The 14,991-nt window shown below is 63.9% G+C and carries 13 protein-coding genes; 10 read left to right on the forward strand and 3 right to left on the reverse strand.

The genetic code is table 11. From position 1 onward, the window contains the following. Window positions 1–86: 86 nt before the first annotated feature. Window positions 87–1,373, reverse strand: a complete 1,287-nt coding sequence (locus FHR70_RS06765; RefSeq protein WP_183448308.1) for a cystathionine gamma-synthase family protein — start codon at window positions 1,371–1,373, stop codon at window positions 87–89. A gap of 104 nt (window positions 1,374–1,477) precedes the next feature. On the opposite strand from FHR70_RS06765, the gene FHR70_RS06770 reads away from it, so the two are divergent. Further along, window positions 1,478–2,326, forward strand: coding sequence for an AAA family ATPase (locus tag FHR70_RS06770; protein ID WP_183448310.1), 849 nt, complete (start codon window positions 1,478–1,480; stop codon window positions 2,324–2,326). Further along, window positions 2,326–2,850 carry a SixA phosphatase family protein gene (locus FHR70_RS06775; RefSeq protein ID WP_183448312.1) on the forward strand — a complete coding sequence of 175 codons (525 nt, stop codon included), beginning with the start codon at window positions 2,326–2,328 and terminating at the stop codon, window positions 2,848–2,850. Before FHR70_RS06770 ends, FHR70_RS06775 begins: the two co-directional genes overlap by 1 nt. On the opposite strand, the gene FHR70_RS06780 is transcribed toward FHR70_RS06775, so the two are convergent. Beyond that, on the reverse strand, window positions 2,847–3,362 hold the full coding sequence (locus tag FHR70_RS06780) for a GNAT family N-acetyltransferase (protein WP_183448314.1): 516 nt from the start codon (window positions 3,360–3,362) through the stop codon (window positions 2,847–2,849). The two genes, FHR70_RS06775 and FHR70_RS06780, sit on opposite strands and share 4 nt — an antisense overlap. Window positions 3,363–3,535: 173 nt before the next feature. On the opposite strand from FHR70_RS06780, the gene FHR70_RS06785 reads away from it, so the two are divergent. The 6 genes from FHR70_RS06785 to dksA all read left to right on the forward strand — a co-directional run bounded on the left by FHR70_RS06785 (window position 3,536) and on the right by dksA (window position 10,089). Continuing rightward, entirely contained in the window at window positions 3,536–4,600 is a 1,065-nt protein-coding gene (locus FHR70_RS06785) for a hypothetical protein (RefSeq protein WP_183448316.1), read from the forward strand. Window positions 4,601–4,719: 119 nt separating this feature from the next. Further along, complete coding sequence (locus tag FHR70_RS06790; protein ID WP_183448318.1) at window positions 4,720–5,169, forward strand: hypothetical protein; 450 nt, start codon at window positions 4,720–4,722, stop codon at window positions 5,167–5,169. A 165-nt stretch (window positions 5,170–5,334) separates the two neighbouring features. Continuing rightward, complete coding sequence (locus FHR70_RS06795) at window positions 5,335–6,924, forward strand: calcium-binding protein (protein WP_183448320.1); 1,590 nt, start codon at window positions 5,335–5,337, stop codon at window positions 6,922–6,924. A 162-nt stretch (window positions 6,925–7,086) separates the two neighbouring features. Then, window positions 7,087–8,535, forward strand: coding sequence for a YcjX family protein (locus FHR70_RS06800; RefSeq protein ID WP_183448322.1), 1,449 nt, complete (start codon window positions 7,087–7,089; stop codon window positions 8,533–8,535). Then, window positions 8,532–9,518 (forward strand): YcjF family protein, encoded by a 987-nt coding sequence (locus tag FHR70_RS06805; protein WP_183448324.1) that lies wholly within the window; start codon window positions 8,532–8,534, stop codon window positions 9,516–9,518. Before FHR70_RS06800 ends, FHR70_RS06805 begins: the two co-directional genes overlap by 4 nt. A 151-nt stretch (window positions 9,519–9,669) precedes the next feature. Further along, window positions 9,670–10,089: an RNA polymerase-binding protein DksA gene (dksA, locus tag FHR70_RS06810; RefSeq protein ID WP_036350657.1), complete on the forward strand. Its 420-nt coding sequence runs from the start codon at window positions 9,670–9,672 to the stop codon at window positions 10,087–10,089. Between the two features lie 80 nt (window positions 10,090–10,169). On the opposite strand, the gene FHR70_RS24295 is transcribed toward dksA, so the two are convergent. Further along, window positions 10,170–11,423, reverse strand: a complete 1,254-nt coding sequence (locus tag FHR70_RS24295; protein ID WP_183448326.1) for a hypothetical protein — start codon at window positions 11,421–11,423, stop codon at window positions 10,170–10,172. A 387-nt stretch (window positions 11,424–11,810) separates the two neighbouring features. On the opposite strand from FHR70_RS24295, the gene cckA reads away from it, so the two are divergent. Together cckA and FHR70_RS06825 are read left to right on the forward strand one after the other, a co-directional pair. Beyond that, complete coding sequence (cckA, locus tag FHR70_RS06820; protein ID WP_183448328.1) at window positions 11,811–14,342, forward strand: cell cycle histidine kinase CckA; 2,532 nt, start codon at window positions 11,811–11,813, stop codon at window positions 14,340–14,342. A gap of 138 nt (window positions 14,343–14,480) precedes the next feature. Further along, a complete protein-coding gene (locus tag FHR70_RS06825; RefSeq protein WP_183448330.1) occupies window positions 14,481–14,966 on the forward strand; it encodes a hypothetical protein in 486 nt (161 codons plus the stop codon). The last annotated feature ends 25 nt before the right edge of the window (window positions 14,967–14,991 follow it).

Genomic DNA, 14,991 nt, shown 5'->3' on the forward strand with positions numbered 1-14,991 from the left:
CGATCCGGGATCGTCACGAGGATTAGGAGCCATTACTGTCAGGCGATCCCGGGTTCCGCTGCGCGGCCCCGGGATGACGGGTGAGCTTACCCCAGCGTCGACAGCGCCTGCGCCAGGTCGGCCACCAGATCGTCCGGGTGCTCGATGCCGATGGAGACGCGGATGGTCGCATCGCTGACGCCGAGGCGGTCGCGGGTTTCCTTCGGCACGCCGGAATGGGTGGTGGAGGCCGGGTGCGAGATGAGCGACTCGGTGCCGCCCAGGCTCACCGCCAGCTTGAAGACCTGGAGCGCGTTGAGAACCCGGAACGCTTCCGGTTCGCCGCCCTTCACGTCGAACGAGAAGGTGGAGCCGGGGGCGTCGCACTGCTCCTCGTAGACCTGCCGGGCGCGGGAGCCCTCGGGCAGGTAGGCGAGGTGGTGGACCTTCGCCACGCTCGGGTGCTCGTGCAGGAACGCCGCCACGATCTCCGCATTGCGGTTCGCCGCGTTCATGCGAAGCGCCAGCGTTTCCAGCGAGCGGCCGAGCATCCAGCAGGAATGAGGGTCGAGCTGCGTGCCGATGGAGGAGCGCAGCAGGCGCACCGTCTTCATCAGCTCCTTGGAGCCGAGCGCCGCGCCGGCGATCAGGTCCGAATGGCCGCCCACATATTTCGTCAGCGAATAGACCGAGATGTCGGCGCCGTTCTTCAACGGCTTCTGGAAGACCGGCCCGAGCAGGGTGTTGTCGCACACGATGACTGGGCGGTGGCCCTGGGACTGGCCGATCTCGTCGGCGACGGTGCGGATGAGCGCGATATCGACCAGGGTATTGAGGGGGTTCGAGGGCGTTTCGATCTTAATCACCGAAACGCGGCCCTTGGCCATGGCTTCCTTGGCGGCGGCCCGGATGCCCGCCTCGTCGACGCCGTCGCCGAAGCCGACCGCCCCGATGCTCATGTTGGCCAGCGTCTTGGCGATCAGGGTCTCGGTGCCGCCATAGAGCGGCTGCGAGTGGAGGATCACGTCGCCGGGCCGGGCGAAGGCCAGGATCGTAGTGGCGATGGCCGACATGCCGGAGGAGAAGAGGAGACCAGCCTCGGCCTCCTCATAGATGGCGAGCCGATCCTCGACGATCTCGGAATTCGGGTGGTTGAAGCGGGAATAGACGAGACCCGCGGCCTCGCCCTGCGGTGGTTCGCGCCGGCCCGCCACGTAGTCGAAGAATTCCTTGCCGTGCTCGGCGCTGTTGAACACGAAGGTCGAGGTCAGGAAGACCGGAGGCTTCACCGCGCCTTCCGAAAGGGTCGGGTCATAGCCGTAGCCCAGCATCAGGGTCTCAGGCTTGAGCTTATGATTGCCGATGCGGTCCTTGTGATAGCGGTTATAAGCCATAGGTCATTGTCCTCCTGATTTGTTTGTCATGGGCTTAGCCTATGAGGACGATTGCCGAAAGGCCGGGGCAGGACTTAGGGTCTGATAAAGCGAGGAAGAGTGGAATGGCGCGTTTTGCCGGAACCGAATCGTATGTGGCCACCGAGGACCTGACGGTCGCTGTGAACGCGGCCATCACCCTGGAGCGTCCGCTTCTGGTGAAGGGTGAGCCCGGCACGGGCAAGTCGGTTCTGGCGGAGGAGATCGCCCGCTCCTTGAACGCCCCGCTGATCACCTGGCACATCAAGTCCACCACCAAGGCCCAGCAGGGTCTTTACGAATACGACGCCGTATCCCGCTTGCGGGACAGCCAGCTCGGCGACCCGCGCGTCTCTGAGATCCGCAACTACATCAAGCGCGGCAAGCTGTGGGAGGCCTTTGCCTCGGATGAGCGGCCGGTGCTGCTAATCGACGAGATCGACAAGGCCGATATCGAGTTTCCGAACGACCTTCTGCTCGAGCTCGATCGCATGGAGTTCTTCGTCTACGAGACCGGTGAGACGGTCAAAGCCGCCCGGCGCCCCATCGTGATCATCACGTCCAACAACGAGAAGGAACTGCCGGACGCCTTCCTGCGCCGCTGCTTCTTCCACTACATCAAGTTTCCGGACGTCGACACCATGGCCCGGATCGTCGAGGTGCACTATCCCGGCATCAAGCACCGGCTGGTCGAGGAGGCTCTCAAGATCTTCTTCGACGTGCGCGAGGTTCCGGGTTTGAGGAAAAAGCCCTCGACCTCGGAGCTGCTCGACTGGCTCAAGCTTTTGCTTTCCGAGGATATCGGCCCGGAGCAGCTGCGCGAGCGCGACACCTGCAAGCTGATCCCGCCGCTCCATGGGGCGCTTCTGAAGAACGAGCAGGATGTGAGCCTGTTCGAGAAGCTCGCCTTCATCGCCAGACGTGAGGGACGCTGATGCTCCGCCTTCTGCTCCTCCGCCACGCCAAGTCCGCCTGGCCCGCCGGCATCCTCGATATCGACCGGCCCCTCGCGAAGCGGGGTCAGGAGGCTGCCCTGGTCATGGGCGATTACCTGAAGCGGGAGAGGCTCGCGCCCGATCTTGCCATCGTCTCCTCGGCCCGGCGCACGCAGGAGACATGGGAGCGGGTTCAGCCCATCCTGGGCGAGATCGAGATGCGTCTGGACGGACGCATCTACGAGGCGCCGGTCGGGCGGCTGCTTGAGGTGGTCCGGGAGGTGGGGGCCGAGACCGGCACTCTTCTGCTTATCGGCCACAATCCCGGCTTCGAGGAACTCGCCAAGCTGCTGATCGGTGAGGGCGACATGGACGGCATCCTGCGACTCGGCCAGAAATACCCGTCCGCCGGCCTCGCAGTGATCGACTTCGAACTGGCGAGCTGGGCCGATGTCGCAAGGAAAGCCGGCCGGCTGGAGCGGTTCGTGACCCCGAAATCGCTGGGCAGCGGCGAGGACGATTAGGAGCCTGGAAACTCCAGGTAGATCAGCTCCTCGTCGTAGAACCGGTCGCCCACCCGGATCGCCTTGGGCTCGATGCCGTAAGGCTTGAAGCCAAGGCCGTGATAGGTCCGCCGGGCACTTTCATTCGTGAGCACGACGGCTGCCTCAATCATGATCACGTGCCGGGAGGCCCGGTCGATCACGGACTGGACGAGGGCTTTGCCCACACGCTGCCCGCGCCAATCCTGCTTCACAAAGACACCCCACATCAACCCCTTGTGCCGGGCCTTCGGCCGGTCATAGACGACGAAGCCCGCCATGCCGATCAGGCGCCCCTCGGCGAAGGCGCCGAAGATCGCATTGGGCCCCGAGGCAGGGATCCGTGCCCGGAATTCATCAAGGCTGCGTGGCGATTCCTCCTCATGGCTGGAGCTGAAGGCTTCCGGATGACTGGATAGTGCTTCCAGCCTCAAATCGCGGAAAGCCTGGGCGTCCGATGGCGTCAGTGGGCGGATTGAGATGGAGGGCGACATGATCTCATGGGGTTGGTGAGAGCGCCCCATTCGTGGATCGTGGGATCCGGCCGGTCAAGGTGACGGTTTCCGATCCCTGTGAACCGCAAAGCCCGATGAACATATCCGCCCCACCATCGTTTGGCCTGAAACCTTCCTGATTGTTTCGTCCGAAGCGGGGGCTGATCCTCATCATGGTGCCTCAGACCGTTTATGCGCTCGTTCTCGCAGCTCGCGCGCTCCTGCCGGGCGAACTCGGTTCTCACGGCGCCGAGGCCCTGCAGCCCGAGCCGCAGGCTGTCGCGGCGCGCTACGAACCCGCTAATCGCGAGGTCACCAACTGGCGCTCGGAGGCCATGGATGCCCTGGAGCCGAAGCCTGTCGTGGCCCTGGCCGCCCTGTTCCGCGCCGAGCGTCCCTTCGTCACCCGTTGCGTGAAGCTCAACAATTACTGGTGCATCAAGAGCGCGCGCTGGGATGGGGAACTCGCCACCGACAGAGAAGGCCATGTGGGCTTCGCCTCAGCCGACCACGGCGCCGATGCCGCCGCCACCCTGCTGCGGCGCTACTATCTGGATTTCAACCGCAAATCCGCCCTCGACATCGTGCGTCGCTGGGCGCCGGCCGAGTGCAATGTCGCGACGGGCATCGGCGGCATGGCGATGCTGGCCGTGCGGGGAATCGGCGGCACGGTCCGGGCCCAATATCTCGCCTCGCGCCGAAAGAAGGGTGGGGCGGTGCGCTACACCGCGAAGGCCGGTTCGGGCGGCAAGCCGGGCCGGGTGTCCGTGGTGATCCCCATGGCCCCGAAGACGCCGCAATACCGGGTGCCGAGCATTGCAGCCGGCATGGCCGAGAGGCCGAAGCCTGCTAGCCCATCGAAGCCGCTTGTCGCCACCCGTCGCAAGCCGGTGAAGGAACCGCCAGCGACGGCCTCGGCGGCTCCGAAGGTCCAGGTCGCAACGGCCTGCCCCTCTGAGGAACAGCGGCACCGCAATTATGCGGGCCGCATGGTGGAAGGTCTTGGCCTGAGCCCGACAGACGACCTGAAGCTTTTCGCGGATGACGGCACGCCCCAGCCCAACCTGACCCATGTGATGCTCGCCATGTCGGCCTTCGAACTGGGGGCGCTGCGCGCCAGTCCCGATCTCGTGGAATCGGCCATCGAGCGGGCCGTCGCCAAGGTACAGGACAATGCGAAGGCAGCCGCGCAGAAGGCGGAAGCGCTTCAAGGCAGCCCGCAGAGCATCCCGCGATGACAAGGCCCCGCTTGCCCGCTACAAACTCATGACTGAACCTTGTCGAGGGCCGGCGTGCTGCGTTTCAATCTCGTAAATTCCTGCGCGGGAACCGTCCGCGCCTTTCGCGGGATTGACCCATGAAAGAGGGCGGGTCGAGTGGCGTGTCCGTGCAGCAGCTGCGGGATGCCAACGCAGCTTTGGGCCTCGCTGCGACCTATGTCGCCTCGCATCAGCCGTTCGGGTCCTATCGCGCCGACAAGCTGGTGGGGTCTCTCGCAGGTCAGATCCGGCGCGGCCATTACGCCTTCGCGGTGCGAAACGGAACCATTGTCGGCTATGTCGGCTGGGCCCTGTGCCGGCCGGACGTCGCTCAGGCGTGGATTGAGAGGGGGCAGGCGCCGACCTTCGAGCAAAGCCAGGAGGGCGATGTGGTGGTGCCGATCATGGTCGTTTCCGATGATCGAATGGCCCTGCGCCAGTTGGCTGCCACGATGCGCCGGCACCATGGTGGAAAACTGTATATGGGACGGCGAGTTCTGAGGGAGGCGAATGCGGTCCGAACTGGCCGGATTGGTAAAAAGCGTTGAGTCTGGTCTGCTTGGGGGGACAAAAAGCCTACCTCCAAAGAGGTAATTCCCCCGAAACCGGTTGCACATGCCTCACGATATAATAGGAATGCTTTGCGCCGTATTCCCATGCGTAGTGCAGGTGGTCCGGAAGCATTTACGTATCTTGGGGCAGGGGAAATCATAATGCCGGTGCAAGTATTTACAGTTGCTCAATACCGCGCTCATGTCGCGGAGGGAATTCCGCTTCCGGATGGGGATTCCATCCAGATCAATGATGTGGCCGCAGCCATCAAAGATTTGACCGATCTCGAAATTGGGGCGCTGGACGATAACAAGGTCACTCTGATCGATGTGGCGGACAATGCGCTGTCTTTGAACCTTGCACAGTTCAGGGCACTTGGAAATGAGGTCAAATTCAGTACGGAAGACAAGCTGGTTCTGCTTGATAGTGGAACTGCACTCGACGATCTGCATTCCGGCGACATTCAGACCCTGACCGATAGGGGTGTCGGCCTCATCGATTCCACGGATGGAAACCTCACCGTTGAAGCCGGAGCCACGATGGCGCTCCTGGCGACCAATATCGGTTTCGATGCCGCAGATACGGTGACTGTCAGCGACTCAAGCTTCAAGCTTGGTCTCATGTTCTTCTCTGCTCCTGAAATCATGACCCTCTCGAACAAGGGAGTTGATTTCATCGGATCGAACAGCGGCACGCCGTTTCCACTCAAGATCGGTGCGGCTCAAGCCAAGGCGCTGGCTAATTCCAATATCTCCCTCATGCCTGATTCCTTCGTCTTGCTTTCCGACGATGGGTCTGACCTCTCCCAGTTGACGGCTGCCCAGTTTGCTAAGCTCTCTGCGACCAGCCTCATAGTTCTCGACGCAGTCGACGATGTGCTGACCCTGTCGTTCGATCAGTACAAGGTTCTTCCTGATACAGGCCCATATCCGCCAGGAATGTCTTTGTTCTATCCTAACGACAAGGTCACTCTGGAATTGAGCGTATCCGATCTGCTCAGCCTCACTGACGCGCAGCGCGCGAGCATGACGGCAAATGGCGTCGATGCACTGACCCTCAAGGATACCGGTCAGGCACTGGCGACACTGACGGCGGACCAAATCACGGCTCTCTCGTCCAAGGGTGCCAACCTCATCGACGCGACAGACAACAAGCTCAGTCTGTCTCTGGCTCAGTACAATGCGCTCGGCTCCGTCAAACTCTCTGGTGACGATGTGGTGACCATTGCGGCTGACGGCGATGCCGTTCTGTCCGATGGCCTCACCGACCTGACCCTGACGGGCAGCGCCATTCGCGGAACTGGCAACAGCCTTGCCAACACCATCGCCGGAACCACGAAGAACAACATCCTCTCGGGTCTTGGGGGCGACGATTTCCTCTATGGCGGTCTCGGCAAGGATCAGCTGAGCGGCGGCACCGGCAAGGATGTGTTCGTGTTCGACACGAAGCTCAACAAGAGCACGAATGTCGACAAGATCACGGACTTCAAGTCCAAGGACGACAGCTTCTATCTCGACAACAAGGTCTTCACGAAGCTAGGCTCCGGCTCGCTCTCCACGCCGAAGAAGTTCAACTCGGACATGTTCGTCGAGGGCACGAAGGCCAAGGACAAGGAAGATCGCATCGTCTACGACAAGAAGACGGGGACGCTCTATTACGACGCCGACGGCACGGGGAAGAGCGCCCAGGTGAAGTTCGCCACGCTCTCCAACAAGGAGAAGCTCTACTACCACGACTTCTTCGTCATCTGATCGTCAGATCTGACGAATGCGCCCGCCGATGGGAGATCCATTGGCGGGCGTTTTCTATGGGACCTTGCCTCCGCATCTCCTGTCCGGAACGGACGGTCATGCTTGGCAATTGACCGGGGTGACCCCATGTGATGCCCAACGCTCACAACGCTCAGGTTCCCGGTGCCCACTCTGTCTGATATCGCCTCCCGCGCCGGGTCTGCTGCGCAATCGCTCTGGGAGGCCTCCGGCCAGCTGGTCCAGCCCTCCCTCCGCCTCGGCGTCACCGGGCTCGCCCGCTCCGGCAAGACCGTCTTCACCACCGCACTTGTGCATCACCTGATCCGAGGCACGAACCTGCCGGCCTTCCGGGCTTCCGCTGAAGGCCGCATCCGGCGGGCTCAGCTGGCGCATCAGCCGGATGATGCGATCCCTCGCTTCCCTTACGAGGAACACTTGGCGGCCCTGACCGAGAGCCGCCGCTGGCCGCAATCGACCAATCGGATCAGCGAGCTGCGGGTGGATGTGGAATACGAACGGAAGGCCGGCTGGCGCACCGGGCCGGCGTCGCTTGCCCTCGACATTGTGGATTATCCGGGCGAATGGCTGCTCGACCTTGCGCTTCTCGATGCCGGTTATGCGGAATGGTCCCGCCAGACCATCGAGGCAAGCCGCAAGCGTGATCGGGCACCGGTGGCGGGCGGCTGGCACGAAACCCTGAAAACCCTCGACCCGTCAGGGGCTTCCGACGAGATGCTCGCTTCGAGAGCAAGCGAGGCCTTCAAGGATTACCTCACGGCATTGCGTGCCGGATCCGAGGCGGTGGCGACGACCCCGCCGGGGCGGTTCCTCATGCCGGGCGATCTTGCCGGCTCCCCGGCGCTCACCTTCGCGCCTCTCGATCTGTCTCAAGGGCAGCCCATTGCGGCAGGCAGTTTCGCGGCCCTGATGGAGCGGCGTTTCGAGGCCTACAAGACCCATGTGGTCCGGCCGTTCTTCCGCGACCATTTCCAGCGTATCGACCGCCAGATCGTCCTGGTGGACGTGCTGGCCGCCATCGATGCCGGGCCTGTGGCGCTCGCGGAGCTGGAGGAGGCGCTGGATCAGGTGCTCATGGCCTTCCGAACCGGCCGCAATACGCTGCTCTCGCGCCTGTTTTCCCCCCGAGCCGACCGGGTCCTGTTCGCGGCCACCAAGGCCGATCACATCCACCACACGGATCACGACCGGCTCGATGCCATCCTGCGGATGCTCGTGAACCGGGCTTCGCGCCGGACCGAAGCAGCCGGCGCGCGGGTGGGCACCGTGGCGCTCGCCTCGGTGCGTGCCACCCGCGAGACGACCATTCGCGAAGGACGCGAGACCCTGCGGGCCGTCGCCGGGGTTCCGGAGGCGGGCGAGCGGGTCGGGGACGACGTGTTCGACGGCGAGGCGGAAGCCGCGATCTTTCCTGGCGAACTGCCCGAGAGCGCCGAGGCGGTGTTTCAGGGGGCGGTGCCGCCCGGCTCGTTCCGGTTTCCGCGCTTCCGGCCGCCGAAGCTGCCGGTCGATGCAGCGGGCCGCATGGCCAAGATGCCTCATATCCGTCTCGACCGGGCCCTTGAATTCCTCCTGGGGGATCGCTTCGCATGAGCCGCCAACCTCGCGCCTATCGCCTCGACGATCCGAACATCACCACCGGCGCCGTGCAGGTGACGGAGGAGCCCTTCGATGCCATCGAAGCCGCCGATGGCACTGTGGTGCCCATGGGCAGCAAGCGCCGGGCGCCCTGGCTCGGCATCCTGCTGTCCGCGCTCTCGGGGCTCCTTCTGCTGGGCCTAGGGCTTGCCATCGAGAACCTGATTGTCGATCTGTACCGGATTGCCCCGTGGCTGGGCTGGGTGGCGCTTGCTCTCGCGGTGCTGGCGGTGCTGGCCTTCCTGGCCATTATCGGCCGGGAGGTTTCGGGGATCTGGCGCGAGCAGAAGATCGAAAGCCTGCGCGAGGCTGCGGTCGATGCGCTGGCCGTCAAGGACCACAAGGCCGCCAAGGGCATCGTGGCGGATCTCATCAGCCTCTATGGCGGCCGGGCCGCGGCCGCTCAGGGGACCGCTCGCCTCAAGGGGCTCTCCGACGAGATCATCGACGCGGACGACCGCCTCGCCATTGCCGAGCGGGAGCTCCTCGAGCCCCTCGACGCACAGGCCAAGCGTGCGATCGCAGGCGCAGCCAAGCAGGTCTCGCTCGTCACGGCCGTGAGCCCGCGGGCCATCGTCGATGTGGCGTTCGTGATCTTCGCGGCCGTGCGTCTCCTACGAACTTTGGCCCGGATCTACGGTGGCAGACCCGGCTTCTTCGGCTTCCTGCGGCTTGCCAAGGCCGCCTTCAACCACCTTGCGGTCACCGGGGGCGTGGCGGTGGGCGACAGCCTCATGCAGCAGGTGCTGGGCCTCGGTCTCGCGGCGCGGATCTCGGCCAAGCTTGGCGAGGGGGTGCTGAACGGGCTCATGACGGCCCGGTTCGGCCTGGCGGCCCTATCCGTCTGTCGGCCGCTTCCCTTCATCCGAGAGGAGGCGCCCAAGATCGGCGACGTCGCCGGGGAACTCGTCAGCCGGGCGGAGGCGGCGGCCTCCTGATGGTGCGACATATCGTTCGGCCTGAGCCTATCCAAGGCTCATAAGGGGTGCCGGGGCCAATTAGACAAATCGATGACGCTTTATCTCGTTGTCGCGGTCCCTGCTTGCCTATATAGGGGCGCCACGGTTCATCGGGGAAGAACGGCTGAACATGACAGATAGCGTGATTGATGAAGGCTACCGTCCGACAGAAGACGAGCCTTTCATGAATGAGCGGCAGAGGGAGTATTTCAGGCGCAAGCTGATCCGCTGGAAGCACGACATCCTCAAAGAGGCTCAGGAAACCCTCGCGACGCTGCAGAGCGAGAACGAGAATCACCCTGACCTTGCGGATCGCGCCTCATCGGAAACGGATCGCGCCATCGAGCTTCGCGCCAGGGATCGTCAGCGCAAGCTGATCGCCAAGATCGACGCGGCGCTCGCACGGATCGAGGATGGCTCTTACGGCTATTGCGAGGAGACGGGCGATCCGATCTCCCTCAAGCGCCTGGAGGCCCGCCCCATCGCGACGCTCTCCCTTGAGGCTCAGGAACGCCACGAGCGTAACGAGCGGGTCTACCGGGACGACTGATCCGGTCCTGCCAAACATACGAAAAAAGGGCTCCGCACGCGGAGCCCTTTTTCTTTGGTCGCTGGCAGGGGAGCCTAGGCTCACCCTTTCTTGTTCGGATCGAGGGGGCGTCCCAGAAGGCGTGCAAACTCCGCTTCGATATCCTCGACCGAGAACGGGTCGGCGGCCTTCTGCGCCGAGGCGGGTTCCTTGGCCTGGGGCGGCAGGGGAGCGGATGCGGGCGCAGGCGGGGCGGTCCGGACCGGCTCGACGGCTGGTGCGGTCTGAGCCGGAGCGGGAGTGTCAGGCTCCTCGGCGCGATCCTCTTCCTCCGCAGGTTCGTCAAAGGACGTAACGGGCTCCTCTTCGGCCGGCTGCGGCTCGAGAGGGGTATCCTCCTCATCGCTCACATCTTCATACACGGCAGGCGAGGTCGCGCTGACCGGCGCTGTCGGAGCCACCACCGCCGGAGGCGGAACGGGGCTCGCCGGGCGCTTCAGGGCCTCTTCGAGCTGCTTTGCCATATCCGACAGCAGGTTGGCGTCGGGGGCCGGCCGCTCGCTCGCTGCTGGCTCGGGCGGCCGGACAGGCTCAGGCGGTTGCACAGGCGCCGGCGGCACTGGCGTTGCCCGCGACTGGAACGGCGGCGGCGTGAAATGAGGACGCGGCTCCGGGCGTTCCACCGGAGGAGGCGAGGGCGGGGCAGCAGGTGCAGGTGGCGCAGGAGGCGTGTTCTGGAATGACGAGGTCCTCGCCTCGGCGCGCAGCCCTTGGATCGAGGGAGAAGCGGACGTCGCGACGGCATCCGGCTTCAGGACCGGCTCGGGATGGGCCGGAACCGGCGCGCTGACGGTCGCCACCGGGGACAGCTCCTCCTCGATGTCGGATTCCTCAGACGGGCGGCGCACGAAGGCCCCTAGCTGGGCGGCGAGCTGGCTCTCGATGGAAGGCCGGCCATTGTTCTCGACCTGAGGAGCGCGAGGCGCTTGATCCAGCGAGGGCTCGAAGCGCTCCGCGCCCATGTCTACCGGGGGAGCGGGAACGCGCGCGCCGGCAACCCGGACGATGTTGGTCTCGATCACCACATCGTTGGGGCCGCCGATGAGGAGGAGGTGCTCGACATTGTCTCTGCGCAGCAGAAGGAGCTGCCGCTGCCGGTCGAGGTCATACACATCCACGATGCCCAGCCGCGGCTGTCGGCTGCGGCCGCCGCGATCGCTGCCCGGCATGATCAGGCGGCCACCCCAGACCTTGCGCAGGACGAGCCCTAAGAGCACGAGCAGGATCAGAATGATCGCGAAGGCGATTGCAAATTGAACTGCCCGCGGTGCTTCGAGACCGAAAAGAGATGACACGATGAACTCTCAAACGTTGACTGGCCTTCGCAGGCCACTTCTGTGTTGGTTGTACCACATTGACTGCCAAAGCCACCGGCAAGGTTAACAGATGGTTAACGTCACTCGGCTTCGGCACAGGGCTGATGACACAGGAAAAGCTCGCTGTGATCCGTCCAAGATGGGGCCGACGGTCCTTACATCAAGGAAAATAAGGATTTCCTGTGACGGACCTCATCGTCGAGGCCTGCACCAACGCGACCGGCTCTTGCATCCTTCGCTGCCGCCGCCTTAGAGGTCGATCAATAAATACCGTGTAATATGATCGGAACAGATCGAGCGGTTGGCCGCAACCCTGCAGCCGGTGCCGTAAGGCACACCCGCCTCCGTTGAGGATGTAGAGATTTCATGGCTTACGAAGGCGATACGCCAAAGGGTTCGGCCATCGACCGTTCCGACCGTCACGGCCATATCGGATGGGTGCTGCTTCTGGCGAGCCTTCTTGTCGGCGCGACTCTGAGCCTGCGCTTTCTCGGCATCGAACAGGCGCAGCCTTTGATCCTCGCGCTTCTGGCGTTTTTCGCCATGGCGGGTGTCTTCTTCCTTTTCGCGATGGCGATCGGCGTCGTCCAGTTCTCTGGCCAGACTGTGCGCAACGATATCACCAAGCTCATGGCCGACACTTCGGGTGACGGCCTCGTGGTGGTCGAGGATGACGGGCGCATCACCTATGCGAACGAGGCCTATCTTGCCTTCGCAGGATTGCAGGGCGGCGAGGTGTTGCCGGTCGAGCGCCTGTTCATTGGTGCGCCCGAAGTCTCCGAGGCCATCTACCGGCTGGCGCAGGCGGCGCGCGAGCATCGCACGGGCGCGGAGGAGATCCGCCTGTCTCCGTCGCTCAACGGTGCCCGGGAATTCGGCTGGTACCGGGTGCGCGTGCGGCCCGTGCCGCGGCCAAGGGGGCGGCAGGCGGCACTCTGGGCCATCTCGGAAGTCACTCATGAACGGGAGCGCCAGGAGAATGTTTTTCAGGAGCTCCAGCATGCCATCGACTACCTCGATCACGCCCCCGCGGGCTTCCTGTCCGTCGATCCCGGCGGCTCCATTGTCTATCTGAACGCGACGCTGGCGTCCTGGCTCGACTACGATCTCGCGCAGGTCGGCTCCGGCGGCCTGAGCCTTTCCGATATCGTGCCGGGTGACGTGGCATCGATGATGACGTCGTTCTCCGGCGAGCCGGGCAGCGTGCGCACGGAGACCTTCGATCTCGACCTGCGCCGACGCAACGGCGAGTTCCTGCCGGTGCGCCTCTATCACCGGATCGCCTTCGGGCAGGACAGCCGCATGGGGGCATCCCGCACGCTCGTTCTGAACCGCTCGGCCGGAGGGGAGGTTGACGAAGGACAGCGCGCGGCCGAGGTGCGCTTTGCGCGCTTCTTCAACAACACGCCCATTGCAATTGCGACCGTTGATCGTGCGGGCCGGATCGTCCATGCAAACGCTCCGTTCTCAAGGCTCTTCGGCGCGCTGCCGCGCACCGGCGAGAACGGCCAGGACGGCCCCTCGATTCCCGACGTCTTCCGCGAGCGCGAGTCCATCGCGGCAGCCCTCAAGGCGGCGGCCGAGAACAAGGGCGACATTCCGCCCCTCGAACTGCAGACGGCGGCCGAAGGCGGCGGCTCGGTCCGCGTGTGGGTGACGCCCGTCGGCGATACCGGCGCGGACGGCGAGACGGCGATCCTTTATGCTCTCGACACCACCGACTTCCGCAAGGTCGAGGAGCAGCTGGCGCAGGCCCAGAAGATGAACGCGGTGGGACAGCTCGCCGGCGGCGTCGCGCACGACTTCAACAACGTCTTGCAGGCGATCATCGGCTACAGCGACCTGCTGCTCGCCAACCACAGGCCGACGGATCCGTCCTTCCAGGACATCATGCAGATCAAGCAGAACGCGAACCGGGCCGCGGGCCTCGTGCGCCAGCTGCTCGCCTTCTCGCGCCGCCAGACCCTGCGGCCGGAGGTGCTGAACCTCAACGACCAGCTCTATGATCTGTCCATGCTGCTCAAGCGGCTCCTTGGTGAGCGCGTGGCGCTGGATCTCAATCACGGTCGCGATCTGTGGTTCGTGAAGGCGGACGTGAACCAGTTCGAACAGGTGGTGGTGAACCTCGCGGTGAATGCTCGCGATGCCATGCCCGGCGGCGGCAAGCTCGCGATCCGCACGGCCAATGTCACGGCGGTCGAGGCGGAGCGGCTCAATGTGAGCGCCATGCCGCCGGCCGATTATGTGATGGTCGAGGTGTCCGATACCGGCTCCGGCATGACGCCCGAGATCGTCGAGAAGATCTTCGAGCCGTTCTTCACCACCAAGGAGGTGGGCAAGGGTACGGGCCTCGGCCTGTCCACCGTGTTCGGCATCGTCAAGCAGTCCGGCGGGTATATCGACGTGGATTCGACCCCGGGCCAGGGCACGACCTTCCGCATCTACCTGCCGCGGCACATTCCGGCCGTGCAGGAGGTTGTCGAGGAGGTAAAGCCAGAGGTGGCCAAGAAACCGGCCGCCGACATGACCGGGCAGGGCACGATCCTGCTCGTCGAGGACGAGGACCCGGTCCGCGCCGTGAATGCCCGGGCGCTCTCGGCCCGCGGTTACACGGTGCTGGAGGCGGCCTCCGGCATCGAGGCCATGGAGATCATCGAGCAGCGCGGCGCACCCGTCGACCTCGTGGTCTCCGACGTGGTCATGCCCGAGATGGACGGCCCGACCCTGCTGGGCGAGCTGCGCAAGCTCTACCCGGATCTGAAGGTGATCTTCGTCTCCGGCTATGCCGAAGAGGCCTTCCGCAAGAACCTGCCCGAAGGGGAGGAGTTCAACTTCCTGCCCAAGCCCTTCAGCCTGCGCCAGCTGGTCGAGACGGTGAAGCAGGTCATCGACCGTTAAAAAGGGAAGCAGCTTCGAGCCGGAGGATTCCGAAGCGCGCACCCGTGCTTCTACACATGATCCTCTATGTGCGGATCAGCACAGTAATGGTCTTTGAAACATAATATCATATTGTGAACTCTGATAGGAGGACACGATATGCAGACTTCATATTCCAGGGCAGGTGTTACCCTCGTCCTGCGGACCAAGATCCTGGCACCCTTTCTCATCGTCTTCTCGGGTATGATTGCGCCCGCACTGGCTGAGGCAACCCAGGACAGCGAGAGTTGCCGGCAGATCACTGCGGCTCTCATGAACGGCAATGTCGACATGGCCGTTGCCGCGCTCAATCCCAAAGCATCCGAGCAGGCGGAAACCCGTGAGAGCCTAGTACGGCTGAACTACGCTTTGATCGGCTTGGTCAAGGGGAAGACCCCGCGCCTGGAGCGCACGCTGCCGGACATCGATGTGGAAAACCATCAGGCGTCTTTGCAGATATGGAGCTTCGGTGATCGGGAGGTGTATCTCGTCGGCTGCCTTCCCTTCCGCGAGCGAGGCAAGATGTATTTTGATCTTCAGCTTCGCAATTCTGTCGATGACATCAGGCACCACATGAATCTCAAGCTGAAGCAGATCCGGGCATAGGAAGGCAGGTGAGCCTCCTGCCTGT

Source organism: Microvirga lupini (genome assembly GCF_014191055.1).
GTDB lineage: Bacteria > Pseudomonadota > Alphaproteobacteria > Rhizobiales > Beijerinckiaceae > Microvirga > Microvirga lupini_A.